This is a genomic window from Paenibacillus sp. QJM3NY_38 (assembly GCF_056173265.1).
The window spans coordinates 5,537,045-5,556,872 of record NZ_CM149665.1 but is presented as its reverse complement, the minus strand read 5'-3'; the positions used below and the strand labels follow the sequence as shown (position 1 = coordinate 5,556,872).

At 37.5% G+C, this 19,828-nt stretch carries 19 protein-coding genes; 18 read left to right on the top strand and 1 reads right to left on the bottom strand.

Annotated elements, in window-relative coordinates:
- Positions 1 to 41 precede the first annotated feature (41 nt).
- The 4 genes from AC0VZ8_RS25595 (at position 42) to AC0VZ8_RS25580 (ending at position 3,064) form a co-directional block, all read left to right on the top strand.
- Positions 42 to 719, top strand: coding sequence for a class I SAM-dependent methyltransferase (locus AC0VZ8_RS25595; RefSeq protein ID WP_475484858.1), 678 nt, complete (start codon positions 42 to 44; stop codon positions 717 to 719).
- A 316-nt stretch (positions 720 to 1,035) separates the two neighbouring features.
- Positions 1,036 to 2,055, top strand: a complete 1,020-nt coding sequence (locus AC0VZ8_RS25590) for a serine hydrolase domain-containing protein (protein WP_475484857.1) — start codon at positions 1,036 to 1,038, stop codon at positions 2,053 to 2,055.
- A 39-nt stretch (positions 2,056 to 2,094) separates the two neighbouring features.
- On the top strand, positions 2,095 to 2,496 hold the full coding sequence (locus AC0VZ8_RS25585; protein ID WP_475484856.1) for an HIT family protein: 402 nt from the start codon (positions 2,095 to 2,097) through the stop codon (positions 2,494 to 2,496).
- A gap of 199 nt (positions 2,497 to 2,695) precedes the next feature.
- Positions 2,696 to 3,064 carry an NUDIX domain-containing protein gene (locus tag AC0VZ8_RS25580; protein WP_475484855.1) on the top strand — a complete coding sequence of 123 codons (369 nt, stop codon included), beginning with the start codon at positions 2,696 to 2,698 and terminating at the stop codon, positions 3,062 to 3,064.
- Between the two features lie 192 nt (positions 3,065 to 3,256).
- Here the strand turns inward: AC0VZ8_RS25580 and AC0VZ8_RS25575 are convergent, their stop codons facing one another.
- A complete protein-coding gene (locus AC0VZ8_RS25575; protein WP_475484854.1) occupies positions 3,257 to 4,378 on the bottom strand; it encodes a site-specific integrase in 1,122 nt (373 codons plus the stop codon).
- A 979-nt stretch (positions 4,379 to 5,357) separates the two neighbouring features.
- Between AC0VZ8_RS25575 and AC0VZ8_RS25570 the strand changes: the two genes are divergently transcribed.
- The 14 genes from AC0VZ8_RS25570 to AC0VZ8_RS25505 all read left to right on the top strand — a co-directional run bounded on the left by AC0VZ8_RS25570 (position 5,358) and on the right by AC0VZ8_RS25505 (position 19,809).
- The gene (locus tag AC0VZ8_RS25570; protein ID WP_475484853.1) at positions 5,358 to 5,999 is read left to right on the top strand and encodes a dTMP kinase; all 642 of its coding nucleotides are present in this window, start codon (positions 5,358 to 5,360) and stop codon (positions 5,997 to 5,999) included.
- 42 nt (positions 6,000 to 6,041) lie between these two features.
- Positions 6,042 to 7,877 (top strand): ABC transporter ATP-binding protein, encoded by a 1,836-nt coding sequence (locus AC0VZ8_RS25565; RefSeq protein ID WP_475484852.1) that lies wholly within the window; start codon positions 6,042 to 6,044, stop codon positions 7,875 to 7,877.
- A 29-nt stretch (positions 7,878 to 7,906) separates the two neighbouring features.
- A complete protein-coding gene (locus AC0VZ8_RS25560) occupies positions 7,907 to 9,775 on the top strand; it encodes an ABC transporter ATP-binding protein (protein ID WP_475484851.1) in 1,869 nt (622 codons plus the stop codon).
- Between the two features lie 31 nt (positions 9,776 to 9,806).
- Positions 9,807 to 11,408, top strand: coding sequence for a nucleotidyltransferase family protein (locus tag AC0VZ8_RS25555; protein ID WP_475484850.1), 1,602 nt, complete (start codon positions 9,807 to 9,809; stop codon positions 11,406 to 11,408).
- A 162-nt stretch (positions 11,409 to 11,570) separates the two neighbouring features.
- Entirely contained in the window at positions 11,571 to 12,455 is an 885-nt protein-coding gene (locus AC0VZ8_RS25550; RefSeq protein WP_475484849.1) for a hypothetical protein, read from the top strand.
- Positions 12,456 to 12,470: 15 nt separating this feature from the next.
- Positions 12,471 to 13,466 (top strand): hypothetical protein, encoded by a 996-nt coding sequence (locus AC0VZ8_RS25545; protein WP_475484848.1) that lies wholly within the window; start codon positions 12,471 to 12,473, stop codon positions 13,464 to 13,466.
- A gap of 21 nt (positions 13,467 to 13,487) precedes the next feature.
- Positions 13,488 to 14,285, top strand: a complete 798-nt coding sequence (locus tag AC0VZ8_RS25540) for an inositol monophosphatase family protein (RefSeq protein ID WP_475484847.1) — start codon at positions 13,488 to 13,490, stop codon at positions 14,283 to 14,285.
- A gap of 26 nt (positions 14,286 to 14,311) precedes the next feature.
- Positions 14,312 to 15,310: a Gfo/Idh/MocA family protein gene (locus AC0VZ8_RS25535; RefSeq protein WP_475484846.1), complete on the top strand. Its 999-nt coding sequence runs from the start codon at positions 14,312 to 14,314 to the stop codon at positions 15,308 to 15,310.
- Positions 15,311 to 15,402: 92 nt separating this feature from the next.
- Complete coding sequence (locus AC0VZ8_RS25530) at positions 15,403 to 16,512, top strand: inositol-3-phosphate synthase (RefSeq protein ID WP_475484845.1); 1,110 nt, start codon at positions 15,403 to 15,405, stop codon at positions 16,510 to 16,512.
- Positions 16,513 to 16,578: 66 nt separating this feature from the next.
- Entirely contained in the window at positions 16,579 to 17,178 is a 600-nt protein-coding gene (locus AC0VZ8_RS25525) for a hypothetical protein (protein ID WP_475484844.1), read from the top strand.
- A 38-nt stretch (positions 17,179 to 17,216) separates the two neighbouring features.
- Positions 17,217 to 17,792: a DJ-1/PfpI family protein gene (locus AC0VZ8_RS25520; RefSeq protein ID WP_475484843.1), complete on the top strand. Its 576-nt coding sequence runs from the start codon at positions 17,217 to 17,219 to the stop codon at positions 17,790 to 17,792.
- Between the two features lie 30 nt (positions 17,793 to 17,822).
- On the top strand, positions 17,823 to 18,548 hold the full coding sequence (locus AC0VZ8_RS25515; protein WP_475484842.1) for an SDR family NAD(P)-dependent oxidoreductase: 726 nt from the start codon (positions 17,823 to 17,825) through the stop codon (positions 18,546 to 18,548).
- 3 nt (positions 18,549 to 18,551) lie between these two features.
- Positions 18,552 to 18,944 carry a RidA family protein gene (locus tag AC0VZ8_RS25510; protein WP_475484841.1) on the top strand — a complete coding sequence of 131 codons (393 nt, stop codon included), beginning with the start codon at positions 18,552 to 18,554 and terminating at the stop codon, positions 18,942 to 18,944.
- Entirely contained in the window at positions 18,922 to 19,809 is an 888-nt protein-coding gene (locus AC0VZ8_RS25505; RefSeq protein WP_475484840.1) for a carbohydrate kinase family protein, read from the top strand. Before AC0VZ8_RS25510 ends, AC0VZ8_RS25505 begins: the two co-directional genes overlap by 23 nt.
- The last annotated feature ends 19 nt before the right edge of the window (positions 19,810 to 19,828 follow it).

Genomic DNA, 19,828 nt, shown 5'->3' with positions numbered 1-19,828 from the left:
GAAATGGCTGCAACCATAAATAAACCTTTGGAGGTAATTCAATGAGTGTAGAATGGTACGACATGATCGCCAAGAGAAATGGCGGATATAAAGGAGGATATATTTCTACTACTGAAGGAACGTCAGCCGAAGAAGTATTTGAACAACGGCTTGTTGAGATGTTACCTAGATTTCACTCAGTAATGGATGCAGGTTGTGGTCATGGTGAATTTACTCTTAAAATGTCCGAGCATGCGAAAAAAATTATTGGATTTGATAATTCCACTGAGTTGTTAAAAATTGCTTTGGGGTTACTGGAGGCAAGTAATACTAATAATGTTGAATTTGTTTTTGCTACCACAAAAGAAGAAATGCCTTTTTCGGATGGTGAATTTGATTTGATTTATGATCGACGAGGGCCAACTTCAATTATTAATCATAGCAGAATTTTAAAATCTGGTGGAACAATATTTGGAATTCATAACAGTGTAGATAAAGTTGAAGATTATCTACATCAAAACAGATTCCAAAATATTGAAATCGAAAAATATAATGAAGCAATTACATATATCCCAAATAGTATTGAATTTGCCAAGTTCTTATCCTGTATACCGGGAAATCCAGACTTTACTCTTCCAGAATATGAAGAAGAATTGGAACGGAAGATTGGTGAGAACACGGTAAATGGAAAAATCGCCGTTAAGGAACTGAAATATATATGGAAAGCTATTAAACCTTAGTGCAAGTATCTCGACGTCGGGTGACAAAAACATAGTAACATTAGAAGCCGCTGATTATGCGGCTTTATATATTTATATTATCAAGTTCTTCTCAAAACACAATAACGTAAGTAAATGAGTAAATCAATATACGTCAAAACTGGGTTTCCATGCAAATTCATTAAGCTAACGGGCAGGTAGTTGAATAAACAGGTAGCAGCTGAATACGCTCCTCTTTTAAAGCTAAGGGTAGATTCCTTGATAAATCCTTCCAAAAATTAAGCGAAATCATTATCATTATATACGAACGAATATTCTGTGAAATGAGGTGTAGCAAATGGATTACTTTAATGATTTGAATCAATATACAAATGAAATTAAAGATCGCATTGCTGCTTCGGCTGCTGCAATATGCGTTATGAAAGACAACAAAATCCTTCATGAGTGGTATTCTGGATATCATCATTTCCATAAGGGTGCCAGAAAGGTGGACGTGTTTTCTCAATTTAATGTTTATTCAACAAGGGTTACATATGTAGGTCTAGCAGCTGCTATCGCTATACATGATGGCGCAATAAAAAGTTTCGATGAGCCAATAAGTAATTATTTAATGACTTATGATAGTAGCATTCTAAATAACACAACAATTAGACATTTAGTTACAAGGACAACGGGTTTGCAATTTCAAGGAGACAGTGCACTACGTAGATTTGAAGCAGGTACGTCTTTTGAAGGAAAAAGACCTGAAATACTAGCAGCAATTATCAAGAATGCAACCGGAAAAACTGTAGCTGAACTAATAAACAAGCGAGTGTTTGAACCGTTGGGTATAACGGAGACCGAGTGGAGAACAGCAGGTAAAGAATCTTTAGTTTGTGATATAAATGATCCTAATAGCTACCCCACTTTAAGACTTGAATCAGATGAAGGTAGTGATCGTAATCTTTATGTAAGCACAAGGGATCTTGCTTTATGGGGAAATTTCCACTTAAATAAGGGATATTTTCAAGGTCAACAAATCCTTCCCAAAGAGTTGTTTGATAACCTCACTTCTGTCTTAACTCCTTCTTCGTTACCATCCCATTTACCAAGGCTAGGATCATTCTGGTGGATACAAGACAAGAATGTAAAAAACTCTGAAATGGGCTCGGACCTTCCTGAAGGGAGTTATCAAATTCTTGGAGCTTCAGGATGTTCATGTACTGTTATACCTAAGCTTAAAGCAGTGGTGGTGAGAATGACAAATAGTCTTTGGACTTTTGGAGGGGAAAATGGATTTGATTATATTTCAGATATCCAAAGGTTCGGTAACCTTGCTTGTTCCGCTTTAAATCAATACTCGAATGTCACTCAATGATAAATGTTCTGTTACTGGGGTAGGGAGGAGAGATTGTTAATGGAAGACTGTATATTCTGCAAAATCGTAAAAGGTAAAGCTAACTCTTGGAAGGTTTATGAAAATGAGTCCGTTTATGCTTTTCTCGATATAAATCCCGTAAATGAATATCATACTTTAATTATTCCAAAAAGGCATTATGAGAACATTTTTGACACACCTGAAGATGAATTGATAAAAGTAATGTCAGTTGTTAAAAAGATAACTATGTTATATAACACAAAGTTAGGAATCAAAAATGTCCAGATAATCAACAGCTCAGGACCCGAGGCACAACAAGATGTGTTTCACACCCATTTCCATATTGTCCCTAGGAGACATGGTGACAATCAAGATGTTAAATGGACGACTCACCGAGAATGGCGAGGAAAATTTGATGATTTGTTAATGGCGTTAAGATAGCATTTAACACTTGGCTATTGTCGGATCATCCACAGCCTTATTGCGCTAACGGGAAACGTTAGTTCAATAAAAGACAAGTAGGCAGCCGTTAACGAGATCGGCTGCCTTTGTTCAACTAACGGGCTGGATAGTAGAGGAGGAGGTTAGCCGGCAAGTATCGAAGTAGATAGACCAAAAGGAGTTGTTAAAGCGATGTCACGTGGAAGCTGATGAATATATCAATCCAGAAATCTCATGTTTACGCGAAATTTCAGAGGAGACAGGCATAGCAGTAGGACAAGTAGATAACCTAAGGTTACGATACATACTTATTCGACAAAAAGGAGAGGAAATAAATCAGCACTACATATTTTTTGGTGAATCAAGTACAAGAAACATAGTTCAGTGTGAGGAAGGTGAGCTGCATTGGATAAGTTATCAGGAGATAATGAATCTAAACATGCCTACGATCCTAAAGCTAATGTTAAATCATTATTCAAATAATCTTGAATGTCAACAAATATGGACAGGTACCTTATCATCGGATGAGGATAAAGAGTATATTGTATGGGCACGTTTACTACGCTAACGGGAAACGTTAGTTTTATAACTTTTGGGGGTCACTTCATGACATCGGCTTTTTTGTATAAAGACATATGTACAAAATCAGATTTTGTGTAAAACTTTTTTTGAAAATTCAAGTTTTCACAAATACTCTGTCGTTTTTTTCGGTGTGTCACTTCTAGGGGTTAATAACATATTTAAAGTATCCGCCGCAATTTTATCTGCAGATTGTAAAGCATGGCCATATATATTCATGGTTGTACGGATATCTGCATGACCGAGCCGGCTTGCTATCGTCTTGGCATGACACCCCTTGATTAATAAGTAAAGTTGCTGAAGTATGCCGCAGATCATGAAATCGAATAGGCTTCAAATTGTTTCGTTTCAGGAAGCGTCGAAACCATGTACCAGGTACTGTATGGTAATAAGGCTTTCCGTTCCAAGACGAGAAGACAAAGAAATGGTCGGGATGACCTTCCCATTTATCTGCTAGATTTTTCTTTGAGGAAATTGTTTGTTTTTGATACTCTATCAAGTCTCTAATTAAGGCTTCCGGTATGGAAACCTTTCGAACGGAGCTCTTAGTTTTTGGCGGTTTTATGATGTTTTCTCCATTAACGTAACTTAAAGATTGATTGACTTCAATGATTCCTTCTTCAAGATTAATGTGATCCCACTCTAAAGCAAGTAACTCTCCACGTCTTAAACCCGTTGTTAGGGCAAGAGATATCATAATTCTCCAATGCTGGGCTTCATTGTGAAGTGCTTTTAATAATTCTGAAACTTCTGCCTCAGTGTATACCTCAACCCGCGACGAAGATATTTTAGGTCTTTTAACCGAGGACACTGGGTTACTCTTGATAATTTTCCACTCCACAGCCCTCTCAAAAATATCCTTCAAAATTCTATGAATAAAGCGGATAGATGTTGAGGAAAGTCCACCTGATTTGCCATCCTTACGAGAGCCATCTTGCTCTAGAGACTTAAGAAAACTGACGACATGTAATGGTTTGATTTCATCTAGGCGCTTGCTCCTAAAAGTAGGTTCAATATGATTTTTTAGCATATGCGAATAACTCTCAAGTGTTTTTGCTTCTAGATGTTTAGTGGCATATTTTTGATGCCATTCATCAACAAAATTGGAGAAAGTCATTTTTTCCGGAGCGATGTACTCACCAGCTTCAACTTCCACTTGGAATTTTGCTAGTTCTTTCTCAGCTTCTCTCCTACCAGAAACTTTGATTGTTTTGGTGCGTTTTACTCTTTTACCATCAGTATTGTACCCAGCTTCGACAATTAATCGATATGAATTCTTACTACGCTTTTCTATACTAGCCACTTATAATTCCTCCTATAGTAACTATATAGAAAAGTATTGCCAAAATTTCATTATTGAATACTATTTGAAGATAGTGTCATATAGAATAAAGTAGAGTCCCTTCTTGGTGGATAGTGAACAGTGACCCGTGTAGTGGACAGTTATTAGAAACCCCCTTTTGCTTAGCTAGCAAGAAGGTGATCCATGAATTCGTCGAGGCGTCTGAAGAACTCGTAGTTTTACGGAGTAGTTAAAAAGATGAAGCAGAAGCTTCATTTCCCAGTAATAGGGGATGAGGTCATCGGCAGCTGCTCGTAGCTGACGGCCTTCTTCATGAGCCCGCCATCTGTAATTGCCACTCCGACTTACAGCCGCAAGTTGACAAAGATACCGCGTCATCCGTTTGATCCCATGGGCTCTGAGATTTTCTTCAAGGCGGGATTTGACTAAGACCCCTTGGGCGTAAAAACCAAAAACCAGTTTAATGTTGGCGTGAAATTTACACCTAATAGGGTGCTGCCGGACTTCTTCAAGAGCGGCGAGGTAAAAAACTTGGGACGAAGAACGGCTAAAAAGGGATCAGCCGAAGAAGAATTAGAGCGTGCCAAAGCAAAGTCACGGGTCACTTTTTTCAAAGTGTCCTTTTTGTGGGTCACAGTTTATAGGTAACACCGAGGATTCTTTTTTGTGATTTGGACAAACTTTTAAACTTGGTGCGTAACTATAGCTCACAAACTTGGGAAAGTTTAAGTTTTTGTAGATGATCGCTTCTAGATTGGTGTTGCTGTAGTACGTGAAGTATATAGATTGACAAATCTATATACTTAATATAAAGTTAAATTATTAATAAATTGGCAGAGACAATGAGAGCCACCTAATTATTAGGAGGTTTCGTTGTCTCTTTTTGTGTTGATGTAATGTCTTCTTTAATCTCTGGAATAGAAAAAGCTTACAAGGGATTATTCTTATTCGGTTTATTATCTGGAGGGGAGAGTTACGGGTGCTAATAGCTGTCGAAGGTATTCATGGAAGTGGTAAAAGTACGCAACTAAAATTAATAAGAGAATGGATAGAAAAAGAATTAGATATTGAGACTGTTACAACTGAATGGAATTCATATCCGGGACTTCAAGAATTTAACGATAACTTAAAATCTGAATTGTTATTTAACCCAAAGTCTTTTTCTCTTATTCATGCTCTAGATTTTATTCTTAGATATGAGCAAGTCATACTGCCAAATTTAAAAAAAGGAAACTTAGTATTATCAGATAGGTACATATTCACCTCATATGTAAGAGATAGTCTTAGAGGAATCGAAAGACCCCTTTTAGATAGTATCTATGAAAATGTTATTAGGCCTGATCTTGTTTTCTTCTTTGATGTGTCACCTAAATTGACAGTTGATAGGATGAATAGAATAAATAGAACAAGGTCGCACTATGCTTTGGGACTAGATTTAGGCTACAACAAGGATATAACAATGAATTTTCATGAATATCAAGAACAGCAGAAAAATCGGTATTTAGAAATATTCCAACGGTATTACCCTGATGTAAAGATAATTAATGGCGATCTATCAATTGAAGAGCAGTTCTATTTAGTTAGGATTACGTTAGAAGAATTTAAAAATAAGCTTAATTAATTGTAGGACCTGAATAGTCTATCTTAAGGAGTTATGTGAAAAGTGCATACTAAAAATCAATCAGATGTTAAAAATAAAATACTAGCAGCCAAGTGGGGGCTGAGTCTAGCCTGGAAAATAGATAAGAAGATGTTTCTCTTGTGGACGGCTTTAAGTGTGTTGCTAGCAACTTTACCAGCGATTGCGCTTTTCTATAATCGGAACATCATAGGTAACTTATCTTCCTATATTTCCAGTGGAAGCGGAACATTTACTTCAATTGTATCTGACATTGTGATACTTGGTTTAATTCTTATGATTTCTGGTTTATCAGTACGACTTAATGATGACCTTTTGTACATGGTAATGTACGATTCCTACTATTTGGGTTTGGAAGAAGTTATGATGGATAGCGCTCAACAAATTGAACTAACAGAATTGGTGAAGAAAGAAGTGTCGGATGAATATTACGCTGCCATATCTAGATGTGGCTCCCTTACAGACCTTGCAAGTTCTGGTTGTTCCCTACTTGGTAGGCTTACATCAATTATTTCTCTGTTAGTTGTTGCGTTTGGCATCTCTAAATTCATATTCTTTGTAACTTGCGGATTTATTGTAATGATATTTTATTTGAATTCAAGGTTCTCTTCAAAAGTTCGAGTAGTATGGAAGGAGCAAAGAGAAAAACTGCGAAGGGCTGATTATTTCGAGAAACTAAGCCAGGTAGGGGATACTGCTAAGGAAACGAGAATATTTAATAGCTTAGAACGAATCAAAAAGGGTTGGGAAAGTGCCTACCATGAAATTGAGAAGAGTGAAGTAGACAGAGCGTCGGGCATTGCTCAACTAACATTCTTTAGTAAAGTAGGGTTCTATCTATTTATGACTCTCATGATATTATATTCAATACTTCAAGTTGCAAATAATAGAATTGGACCGGAAATATTATTAATGATTTATATTCTTTGTCTTAACATTTCCGATGCTATCTCTTCAGTGCCCAAATCCTTTCAGCAGTTAGACTACGGCTTGTATGGTCTTGATATTCAACGGCGTTTTTTTGAAAGCGCTACAAAGATTGATGGGAATAATAATAATTCTAAGGCAGACTCTCCAATGGATCATGAATATTGCTTTGAGCTGAAAAACGTAACATTCGGGTATCCTTCGAAAGAACCGATTCTCAAAAATATTGATTTAAAAATTCGTAATGGCGAAACTGTTGCTTTAGTGGGGAGCAATGGAAGTGGTAAAACCACACTTACCAAGATTCTTCTGGGTCTATATATTCCTAATTCAGGGGAAGTAAGATTTATGGGCAGGATTCACTCTGACTATCGTGAAGGCTTCATCACTGAAAATATAGGTGTTTTTTTTCAGGATTATTATCTATTTCATCTAACACTTGGTGAAAATGTGGGATTAGGTAACATAAAAGAAATACATAATGAGCAAATGATAAATAATGCAACAAAAAAAGGAGGAGCCGCAAGTATTGTTCATAAATTTAAGAAGGGTATGAATCAACTTATCGGAAAGCAAGTATATAAAGAGGGGGCTCTTCTGTCAGGTGGGGAAGGTCAAAGACTTGCAGTTTCTCGCACTCATATGAGTGATAAAAAAATTATGATTTTCGACGAGCCTGCTTCAATGCTTGATCCAATAGCAGAAATGGAGCAGTTTTTTCAAATCAAACAAAAAGTTAAGGAGGGAATGACCTCCATCTTAGTATCTCATAGAATTGGTTTTGCGCGTTTAGCCGACCGGATATTAGTTCTAGATAATGGTAGGATTGTTGAAGATGGTACTCATGAAGAACTAATGAATCTTAAGGGAAGTTATGAAAAGTTATTTAGAGCTCAAGCAGAATGGTATGAAACGGATTCGAAGGCTAATTAAAATGGAAATGGCATGGGAGGTCCAGAAGTTTGAAACAGAAGAATAAATGGAATGAAGTGTCTATCCGGAAAATAATGGTAATTGTTTCAAGAGCATTAAAAGTAAGCTATCGTACAAAAAGCAGAATGTCTCTTTTAGTAAGTGTTTTAGGATTCATAATGGCATTTCTACCATTATGGATATCAGGTACACTTAGAAAATTCACTGATGAAATACAGTTTATATCTGAAGGTCAAAACGGAATAGTAGATGCTTTACTTATTTTCACCATTCTAATTGGATTATATTTACTACAAGCAGGTTATACCGCTGCACAGGAATATTTCTTAGAAGTAGACAAACAACGAACGACAAAATATATAAAAAGCACAATTATATCATGTACAAGTCAAGTCGAATATAAATACATAGAAAATGAAGGGGATTTCCGTGACAAGTTAGCATTTGCTGAAATGTTTGGTGGTTCCCAAGTGGCTACTAGTATGCAGCAGGTTACTATCATTCTTCAAAATTTGCTTGCAATAACTTGTATCTCATTTGCACTTATTAATGTTAATGTTTGGATTGTTATTGCTTTAGTAGTAACTTGTATTCCTTCTGTTTTGTTATCAATCAAGCAAAAAGACGAGGATTACAAAAATAAAACAAAAAGCATGAGAGAAGGCGCCATGTCTGTACATCTCTTTTATATGGCATCCGGTGCGAATGAAAATTGCAAGTCATTGAATGATGTAAGATTTTACGGTATTTATCCATGGATCAAAGAGAAGTGGCTTAAAGTATCACAAGGTTATATAAAACAAAAAAATGAAATAACTCGTAAATATTTACTTTATAACTCTTTTGCTGACATATTACGAAATTGTGTGTACATAGGGATACTCTTAATAGTCGCGAAAGAAATATATGATAATCCACTTTTAGGACTTGGGTTGTTTATGTTAGTTTACACTCTATCTTCACAGTTCCAAATTTCATTGACTAAAGTTTTTGTAGGTAGTGCTCAATTTTTGGGGGACATAAAATTCATGCGTGATTTTTTTGAATTACAAGATACACCTAAAGAGGAGTTGGAAGAGAACCCGAAAATCATCGAAAATGCTGATATTGTGTTTGATAACGTAAGCTTTACATATCCGAACTCTACAGATCAGGTTTTAAAAAAAATAAATGTATCTATTAAACAAGGTGAAAAAATTGCGATTGTTGGAGCGAATGGATCAGGCAAATCCACTTTCATAAATCTTTTATGTGGAATGCATAATCCAACTACAGGTGAAGTTATTATTGGTGGGCTTAATGTTAAAGATTATCTTTTATCTATACGTAATGCAATATCTGTTGTGTTTCAAAATTTCGGGAGATATGAAGCATCAATACGTGACAACATCACTATAGCAGATAAAGAACGCAACGCATCGGATGAAGAGCTACTTGAAATAGTAAAAAAAGCTAATGCACTCACATTATTGGAAAGTCAGTCAAATGGGTTGGACGAGATATTAGGGACATTTAGTGAGACAGGCAACAACCTTTCTGGTGGACAATGGCAAAAATTAGCACTAACTAGGGCGATTTATCGTAACAATGCAAGAATTATGATACTCGATGAGCCGACTGCAGCTTTGGATCCTGTAGCAGAAGCTGAGCTTTATAGTGATTTTACAGATTTAACTTCAGATAAAACCACGATCTTGATATCCCATCGTATGGGTATTACAGCAGTAGTAGATAGAATATTGGTTTTTGCACATGGAGAGATAGTCGAAGATGGAACTCATGAACAGCTTCTGAGTAAAGGAGGTGAGTACGCTAAAATGTATGAATCTCAGGCACAATGGTACGGAAACAAGATTGCATTTAGAGAGGTTAGCTCGGTAAATGAAGTCACTGTCTAAAAATAACATTTTATTTAAGGAGACTATGGCTATGAGTTTGTCTAGGACAGAAACATTATTCTTAAACCTTGTCAGAGAAGATTTCACTGATAAAGGAAAAAATTTTGGCGATATAGACTGGGAGTTTTTATTCGATTTAGCGTGCAGAAATAGGCTCTTCCCGCTTGTATATCAAGCAATCAAGATGTATATTCCTGAGTCTCACAAAGAATTATTTCATAATGAGAGTGTAAGATTAATATCAAAAATTGATCGACTAGTTCATGAATTGAAGCGGCTGGATGAATTCTCTAAAGAAGAGAGGATTAGATTTGTTTTAGTTAAAGGATTAGTTCTCTCAAAAGTTATATATGAAGATATATATTTACGACAAATCAATGATATCGATATTCTTGTGGAAGAAGACGATACCTTAAGGATGGATTACATATTACGTAAAATGAACTACATACAACCATATGAAAACATTGATAATGATCAAGAACCATTAAAACTATTACCATATCCAATTATGAGGCTTAAACACACGAATCATTTCTTTGAATATTATAATTTCCGGGATGAAATCGTTAGTAAAATTGAATTACATAAAAGACTGTATTTTGTCAATGACGAAAATATCCTTGACTTCATTTGGAACACACAAAGGATAAACATTGCAGGGCATGAATACAATTCATTTAATAATGAGTTTTTAATATTATTTATGTTTTTGAATGCGTACCAAAACTCGGAAACTCTTTATAGCGCTCAAGGTACGACTATTATTAGAGACTATGTTGATCTTTATCGTTATCTAGTAACTAAAGCTATTAAAGTAGAATGGTCTATGATAAAGAAACTTGCAAAAAAGTATAGAGTTGAGAACCATATCTCTTTAGTATTACATAATTTATTCGTCATATACCAAACAGAAGATGTTGATAGGCTATTAAAAAGCTGGAAGAAAGATATAGATCTTGCCGATGATGATAAGTCAATCAATTGGGAGTCAAACTTGATCCATAGAATCTTTCATGAAGAGAATAGAAAAGCTGAAATTAAGAAAATACAGAAAATAAATGCTTTCTCTCATGAACAAGATATATTACACATTTCTTCAGATAACAAGATGGAGGGGTTTGGGGAAGTAGAAAACTATATCCATTATGAAAATAGATACAATATTGATATTAGATATTTTATAACTTATACGAATACTGCATTGAAGATATATTTATATATTCCTCACTCAATGTACACGAATATTGAGAACTATCTTTTCCAGATAAGTGTTTACAATAGTGATCTTGAAAATGAAATTCTCTATTCGATTTTAGAAGTGTTGACAGAAGATAAGATGTTAACTGCTAAAAGTTTAAATACTCCTATTCTAAGAGATGCAAATGTACTAAGAAAACAATCGAGGGGTGAGTTTCAATCATGTTCAATTACAACATTAGAAACCGGAGCAATAATTGCCGCAGAGCTGCCATTTAGTTTTATGAAGATTGATGAGACATCTAAAAAAGCTGATAAAGCGATTTTCGCTTATAGATTTAACCTTTTTAAATTTATGTATAAGGATACATATCATCTGGTAAATGATGATCCACAAGAGCATTATACTTCTAGAATCCTTATATTAAATTGATTCAGAAATAATTACTAAATTTATATTTTGCAAAAGCGTTAATGTTCTACCTTCGACCGATTTCTTCATTGATTCAATTTTGAAAGTTGTTGAAACTGACGAATTGGACCGTTTGGGCCGTTTTTAACATAAGCCTGCTCCATATCTTTAGGGGGTGATCATTTGCTTTCCTTACACGAGGATAAACTAAAACTTTATGAAGCTGATCCGTATTTTAGGGATTCCATCGATGATATTCATCATTATTTTGATAAGTCTGTTTTTGATCAGCTTCATCATGTAGCACCTGTTATTTTTAGGCCTGATTCCATTGTGACGAGACATTACTTTACAGTCGTCGAGCAAATAATGGAGAAAGGCTATGTGCCTATTTATATAACTCCGTTTGAGTACTGTAGATTTAAAGTAAGAGAGTGTTGGAAATATCAGTTAAACATTGCCTCACGAGACAGGATCGATGTTATGGATATGATTTTAACAGGCTTCACCAGCCTTTATGTGTTGTTCTACAAGGAATCTTCCAAAGAAGCAGTCTCCGCTACCAACGAATTGAGCCGGTATAAGGGTCCTAGTTTACCAAAAGAAAGGAAAATTGGACAGCTGCGTTATTCTGCTGAAAGCGCTCAAGTGTCCGTGTTGACTTATATTCATGTCTCGGACGAACCGTCTGACATAATCCGTGAGATAGGTGCATTTTTCGATAGAGAGCAGCGTGTGAAGATTTACAAAACTATGTTGAATCCGTTGGCTATTGAAATCGAAACGGAGTTCATGAGGGTGGCCGAGCTGTATGAGCTGCATTCGCTTAAATATGAGGAGGTACGTAAAAAAGCGGAGCAAGTAGCATTGGACCAAAAAAATGGTGAGGAACTTTTGTTGAAGTTTGTTCAATTGGAGAATAGGGGGATTTCATGGCGTGAAGTGAAAATGCTAATGGAAGAGAAATATCCTTCTTTTACTTATTGGGATATTGTGAGTGTTTGTGCCAAATATGCAGAAACTCATTTCCGGGATCGAGATCCAATTGTCAGAGATGAAATCGGATGAAGAAAGGAACGCGCTATGGAACAAGAGCTTAATAGGATTAAAGAAGGGCTGATTAAAAAGGTTTATAGACTAGGACCGGTATACATTGCGATGTATGTGCCTCATAAAGATTATGCTGCTCTTCATTATTTGTGTGATGAGGTAGAGGAGGGGACGGAAGGCGATTACGAGCTAGTTATGTGTGATTTGCGTGATGTGCCATCAATAAAAGGTGAGGACTACGTACATTTTGCAGATCAATCGTTCAGAGCTGATAGATTCAAATCCGGCTTTTATTTGACACATCATTATGGCGAGCGTGTTTGGAAAATAACAAGAGGAAAAATTCATATCGCTATAGGTGAGAATATTAGCAAATTATTTTGGTCGTTTTATATAAAATTTTTTCTAAGTCATTATGCCGTCCAACATCAATCTCTTCATCTAAAGGCTGCCGCGGTAGCCGATCGCGACAATAATATATCCTTAATTGTTGGAAGAGGGAGTGGCGGTAAGTCAGTTTTGCTTAACAAATTAATTACAGGCGGATATAGGTTTATGTCCAATACGCATAGTCTTATTACCGGTAATAAAGTGTATGGGATTAGTACCGCAATTCGTTTTCGGAATGATCCTTATTTCAGTAGTTATATTACGAGTGGTTTGGCAAAAAAACATATTGAACAAGGAGAGTATATCATTTCGCCAAACTTGATTTACAAAAACTTTTCCATCGAGGGTAATTTGAAAAATATAATTATTGCTAATTACGGATCAGGTAATGCAGGGATTTTTGAAGTCGCCCCAAGCTACTCCTTGTCTGTGTTATGGAATTTCTCCTATCCATTGCATACCTATGCGATGAAAGATGATTATTTGGAAATGGCCGGTGGAAATTTGTCGGATTTCAATCGTATTTATTGCGAAGATTTCAGAAGGGTCTCAGATCTTGCTAATTGCAAAAATACGATTTATTGCAATTTCAATATTGACGATGAAAAGCAATATAACGATTTGTTGAGAATTATGTAAAAAAGGAGAGTATACCCGTCTGTGGAAGCGATAAGAAAAGAGGCTGTACGTATTGCATTGTTGGCAGGAAAAAAGATTAAGGAATTACGTGATCGCAAGCAGTTCAATGAGAGCATTAAAAATGGATACGAGTTTGTAACGACTGCAGATTTAATCTCCAACGAGCTTATCAAATCGGAAATTGCTAAGGCATTCCCCGGTCACCAATTCCTTTCTGAGGAAGAAAGAGTGTGCGGGATTTCAATACAAGAGCCGACTTGGATCGTGGATCCGATTGACGGAACCGTAGGATATGCAAACGACCACTATCAGGTTGCCGTTTCGATCGCATTTGCAGTCGACAATAAAGTACGGGTAGGCGTTGTGTACAACCCTTTTCTTGAGGAGTTGTTTTATGCAGTAGAGAATTTAGGGGCGTTCCTGAATGATAAACCGATTAACGCAAAGGCTGTCAATTCCTTAAAGCAATGTGTAATCGGTACTGGATTCCCTCATAAAAGAGAAGATTTGCTTGAAATGATGGCCATTCTACATCGATTGTTATCTCAGATCAGGGACATACGGAGACTCGGTTCTCCGGCGCTTGATATCTGCTGGGTTGCATGTGGGAGACTGCAGGGATTTTATGAGGAGCGATTAAAGCCATGGGATATTGCTGCAGCAAGGCTTATTGCAATTGAGGCAGGAGCCAAGGCAGGTTTTTATAGTTCTAAGTTCGATCCTGAAATTATTGATTGTCTCAATGGTCATTATTTTATGGTATCAAGCCCGGGGGTTTTTGATGAATTTCGCAAGATGCTCCAACCGGCAAACAAATAATAAGTAGAGCAAAGGAGGGTTAGTAAATGCACAAAATAAAAGCAGGAGTTATTGGAACTGGCTTTGGTGAAGTACATTTGGAGTTGTTAAGCCAAATCGATGGGGTAGATATTCAATGGCTAGGATTTCAAAGTAATAGAAAGAAAGCCGAACAACTTGCAAGCAGGTACCATATTCCAAACATCACGTCTGATTATAAGGAAATAACGAGATCTTCCGTTGATTTCATCGTGGTTGTTACACCTGTATATACTCATTTAGATATGATTCAAGAAGCTATGGTAACTGGAAAACATGTTATAACCGATAAACCACTTGCGTTAAATCTTCGCCAGTGTGAAGAACTAGTACGGCTTGAAAAGCAGTATCCCATCAAGAGTATGATTTTCTTTCAGTGGCGGTTTAATAATCTTTTGCGCACCTTGAGAACGATGTTGGATGAAAAAGCTATCGGCAATATTTACTTTTTTGATACAGCCTTCTACACGGAATTTATGGCTGACGAGAATATTCCTTATTTATGGAGACATAACGAGGATTTGGGAGGGTCTGGTGTTCTCTCAGATATGGGGGTTCATTTAATTGACCTATTGTATTGGTTGACCAACGGTGAGACAGTGATTGAACATTCGGTTCTCAAAACAGTCTACCCGATCAGAAAAATAGAAACTGGCAAAGTTAGAGCAACTACAGAGGACTTTGCGAAAGTTCAGTTCAGTTTACAGATGCCAGATCAGAAAGATACTGCTGTAGGTGCGATGACAGTTTGTCGTACATCTCATGGGGTTAACATGATTACATTTATGATATTGGGTACGAAGGGTTCGATCCACCTTACTCTTAATCCTATTACAGGCGATGGGGATCTTCTTTTAAATAATAAGAAAATAGCATCCAAGTATCAACTGGACGAGAATCCATATCATTACTGGATACGCTATATGCAGGGCGAACAAGTGGAATTGCCTTTGTTTGAAGATGGGTTGAAAAGTCAGAAAGTGATCAATGAAATAAAAGAAAAGTAAATACTTATTCTTTGCTTTTATCTGTATTTATCGAGATATTTAACATTGTTTTTATAATGTCAAATATATAAACCAAAAAGGAGCTGTTTTGAATGAACAAAGATAAAATTAAATTGGCAATTGTAGGTGTGGGTAACAATATTTCTGCTCTGGTTCAAGGTGTGTATTTGTACCAAAAAAAGTATGAAGATGTGAATGATGGAAGTCTTGATTTACCAGGTGTATCGTTGGAGCAAATTGGCGGTATGAAGGTCACTGATATCGAATTTGTTGCCGCCATCGATGTAAACGAGAGCAAGGTTAATCAGGATCTATCCAAAGCTATTTTTGCCACTCCGAATAACTATCCTAAACTGGAGGTAGAGCTCCCTGAATTGGATGTACCAGTGTTTCCAGGCGTGATATTGGACGGAATTCCGGATCATCTGAAGGATGACTGCAAAGGGATCCAAGAAAATGAGGAATCGGATAAGCACAAAATCATTTCGTATTTAAAAGAAACAGGTGCAGAAGTATTGCTCTACTCACTCCCGACCAACAGTCAGCAATGTGCCAACTTTTATGCAGAGTGTGCACTGGAGGCCGGAGTCGGTTTCGTCAACTGTACACCTGATATCATAGGGCGAAACGAGAATTTTGTTAATGCCTTTAAGGAAAAGGGGATTCCGCTCTTGGGCGACGATCTTGCTAGCCAGATTGGATCGAGTATTCTGCAACGAGAAATTCTGCAACTGCTTACAAGAAGAGGAATTAATCTTACTGAAGCCTATCAAATTAATGTAGGTGGTAACACAGATTTCAAAAACTTAAAGATAAACGGGCATTTGAAGAACGAATCCAAGAAAAATGCACTTTCCAGCGAAAATATCAACACCGATCTGATCGAGGTTATCCCTTCGGCAGGGGTGTTGACACAACTGAAGGATCATAAAATTTGCTACATGAGCATCCATGGACAAGGTTGGGGGGGGACACCGATTACGATTGACCTCAAATTGGACGTTCAGGACTCGAGCAATGCCGCAGGCGTTATTATCGATCTTGTTCGCATTGCAGGCGTTGCAAAAAGAAATCAAATGGGAGGCTTTATCGACTGTGCCGCTTATTTCCTTAAATCTCCTTCGAGGAATAAAGGTAAAGGTAGCATTACCGAAGTGAAAGAATGGGAAGAGACAATCCTGCAGCCTGTCACAATTTCATAGATATAGATAATTTAAACTTTATTTGATGCTGGCTATCCGATTGGAAAGCCAGCACAAGGAGGAGCAATGATCCAAAGAGAAGAGTTAAGCAATAGAAAACGCGTAAGTTTGGACGTACTCAACCGTTTCAAGGTTTACAACAGAACTGGTGTGGTCGAATTCAACTATTACAATCTGTTGGGTGAACAAGGCAGAACGAGGCTGCGCACCTCTTTAAGAGGTGCGGGTGGCTCTAATTGGAGTCCTACTGACTACAGACCGATTGTAGAATATGCTAACGCATGCATGTTTCAGGAGAATAGTCATCTGGATTATGCATTTATTGTTGAAGGCGAATCTGATTGTTGGGTACTAAACCAACATTCTTTGCTCGGAATCGGAATCCCCGGAGCCGAGAATGTTGAATGCCTGATTGGAAGCCGTTTGAATAAGTTTAGCACTCTTTATTTAGTCCAAGAGAACAACAATAACAGTCAAACATACCCCGGTGGAACGGGGAAATTCATCCATGATCTTGTAAAGGTACTGAAAAACACAGGGTACCAAAATACGGTTTCGATTGCGAAGCTTCCAAATGAATTTGAAGATATCAGCCATATTCATTTGGAGCGCAGTGATTTCTGTGCAGTAATGAATGATGTAATCTTAAATGCTCGCAACGTTTAACAACAGGGTGACCGATTACTTGTGAAGAGGGATGAAAAATGAAGATTGCATTTGTCTTGGGAACAGGTGTCGATGATATAGATTTTATGAATGTCAACTCATTACTTGACAAATGTAAATCCTATATGCCCATTGAAATTCATCATCTGGGTGGAAGTAGTGCAGCCTATACCAAAAGCGGTTTTGAAATACGCACATTAACGGTTGGAACTGGGCATACAGATTACAACGCTATTGTGGTGCCTGGAGCTTCAAGCTATGAAGCGCTTGTCGGGAAGCCTGAGGTGAAAGGTTTTTTTGTAGGAAACATCGAAAATGGCTCACATGTATACTCGATCTGTTCCGGCACGAAACTGCTTTGCGAATTGAATTTAATTGAGGACTTTACGATATCCGTTCATCAACAGAAAGAGCTGGAGTACGCCAAGTATAAGGTAAAGCTTTCCCATGAGATCGTGAGAGACCGGTGGTTAACGACAGTATCGGCTGATGCAGCATTTAGTTACTTGAAATCGATTGAGTGCTTCTATCAAATCTTGCATGATAATTTTCCCCGTCTGTATGAAACGATCGTGAGAAGGGTAGAGTTGGCATCTACGCGGCTTTCTCCCTAACGAGTTTAACTATAGGAGGCAATACTGGTTGTGCATACAATTACTAAAAAAGAATATATCGTCATTACAGGAGCAGGCAAGGGGATCGGCAGAGAGGTTGCTTCTCACTTATATGCGAAGGGGCACCATATTATAGCAGTTTCGAGAAGCGCGGATAGTTTGGATGAACTGGAGAAACAAGTCAGCCAATTTAAAGATCATTCCTTTATAAAAATTCAGTGCGATGTTTCAAACCATTCGGAGCTTTTGAGCAAAGTGAACGAGCTGCCTGAGCAAGAAATCAAAATCCGAGCATTAATTATTAATGCCGGATGGGGAGAGTGGTATTCAGCGACTTCGACTCCTATCGATGAATGGCAGGGAATGATCAATAGTAATCTTAACGGTGCGTTCATTTCACTTCAGGCTTTCTACAGTCGCTTCAACAGAACGGATAATTTCCAGGTAATCGCCTTATCAAGTGATTCGGCCTATCATGCATACAGCAATCGTGCAGCGTATTGCACATCCAAAGCGGGACTTTCAATGTTCATAGATTGCGTTAGAGAAGAATTAAGAGCACAAAAATATCGTGTGACTGAGCTTGTCCCGAGCAGGGTAGATACTAACTTTCGAAATAAAACCCCTGGATCGAGAAAAGATAGTTTGAAGCCAGGGGATATCGCGTCCGTCATCGAGTGGCTGTTGGGAGTTGACAATGAAATCGAAATTAGAAAGTTAGAATTATCGTCAATCAATTCAACATTCGGGAGATGACCTATGATAAAAATTGTAAATCCAGAGCAGCATACAAGAGAGATCGGAAATTATTCGGCTTCCACTTCCGTTGCAGTTGGAAGCGGAAAGTTTGTTTTTATCAGCGGCCAAGTACCCTCCGATAGGGCCGGCTGTACAATGGGCACAACGATGCGTGAGCAGACGGAGTATGTGTTTCAAAATCTTATAAAAGTATTGGCGGCGAATGGGGGCAATTTGCACGATCTGGCAAGTATTACGATATTTTTGAAAGACCTTCAACTTTTTCATGAATTTAATGAAGTAAGGAACAAGTATTTTTTGGACCATAAACCGGCAAGCACGCTAGTCGAAGTTTCTTCATTAGCAATCGATGAACATATGGTGGAGATTAATGGAATTGCATTTATCCGATAAAAAAACATTGGTGCTCGGCTCATTGAACATGGATCATAACTTTTATATCAGTCATGATCCGGTAAATGATCTGACTTATGTCCCTCGCAATATTATAAAGACAGCAGGAGGTCACGGTGGCAATTGCGCAGTTGCTATTGCAAGGGCAGGTGGACCAGTAGGATTGCTTTCGTGTGTAGGGAATGATGAAATCGGGCAGTTCTTGCTGAATGATCTTAAATTCGAGCATGTTAATACTGATTTCGTCATTCAAAAGGATGGACCATCAGGGACGGTCTATATTCCGATTTTCAATAATAATTACAAATATATGATCATGGATAGGGGAGCCAATGATTTCATCAGCAAGACGGATATCGACTTTGAGCTTCTAAACCGTGAATATTCCTCTTTGATCCTTTTTGATCAGGAAAGAGAGATTTCGTTAGAGACCATGGAGAGATTTAATCGGCATAATAAGCTGGTTTTTGTCGTGCTCTGCCCAGCATCGAAGTTGATTTTGAGTGACTTTAAAGAAGTGGGATATCCTGATTTTATTATCGTTAACAGCGAAGAAGCAAAACTGTATCCAATCGATGAGTTGTCAGCACACACAAATATCATTGTGACACTAGGGAGTAATGGAGTCAGAGCGATTATTCGAGGCAAGGCACCTATTCGGATTGAGGGGATTAAGACGAATGTGTGCGATACGGTTGGGGCTGGAGACTGTTTCGTCGGATTACTGAATTTATTTCTATTGCAAGGCATTAAATTATCGTTAGCCTTGCAACTGGCCAATAAAGGGGCAGCCATTTCTACAACTGCAGCTGGAGCTAGAGATGGTCTACCGGACCTTCAGCGCATTCTCCAAAACATGACATAATCAGTCAAACCATTTGGCG

What these genes read in the sequence shown, in the direction of transcription:
- AC0VZ8_RS25545 (WP_475484848.1), top strand. Translation starts at nt 12,471, where the DNA reads ATGGAACAAGAGCTTAATAGGATTAAAGAAGGGCTGATTAAAAAGGTT.
- AC0VZ8_RS25520 (WP_475484843.1), top strand. Translation starts at nt 17,217, where the DNA reads ATGAAGATTGCATTTGTCTTGGGAACAGGTGTCGATGATATAGATTTT.
- AC0VZ8_RS25510 (WP_475484841.1), top strand. Translation starts at nt 18,552, where the DNA reads ATGATAAAAATTGTAAATCCAGAGCAGCATACAAGAGAGATCGGAAAT.
- AC0VZ8_RS25530 (WP_475484845.1), top strand. Translation starts at nt 15,403, where the DNA reads ATGAACAAAGATAAAATTAAATTGGCAATTGTAGGTGTGGGTAACAAT.
- AC0VZ8_RS25555 (WP_475484850.1), top strand. Translation starts at nt 9,807, where the DNA reads ATGAGTTTGTCTAGGACAGAAACATTATTCTTAAACCTTGTCAGAGAA.
- AC0VZ8_RS25505 (WP_475484840.1), top strand. Translation starts at nt 18,922, where the DNA reads ATGGAATTGCATTTATCCGATAAAAAAACATTGGTGCTCGGCTCATTG.
- AC0VZ8_RS25585 (WP_475484856.1), top strand. Translation starts at nt 2,095, where the DNA reads ATGGAAGACTGTATATTCTGCAAAATCGTAAAAGGTAAAGCTAACTCT.
- AC0VZ8_RS25535 (WP_475484846.1), top strand. Translation starts at nt 14,312, where the DNA reads ATGCACAAAATAAAAGCAGGAGTTATTGGAACTGGCTTTGGTGAAGTA.
- AC0VZ8_RS25595 (WP_475484858.1), top strand. Translation starts at nt 42, where the DNA reads ATGAGTGTAGAATGGTACGACATGATCGCCAAGAGAAATGGCGGATAT.
- AC0VZ8_RS25525 (WP_475484844.1), top strand. Translation starts at nt 16,579, where the DNA reads ATGATCCAAAGAGAAGAGTTAAGCAATAGAAAACGCGTAAGTTTGGAC.
- AC0VZ8_RS25590 (WP_475484857.1), top strand. Translation starts at nt 1,036, where the DNA reads ATGGATTACTTTAATGATTTGAATCAATATACAAATGAAATTAAAGAT.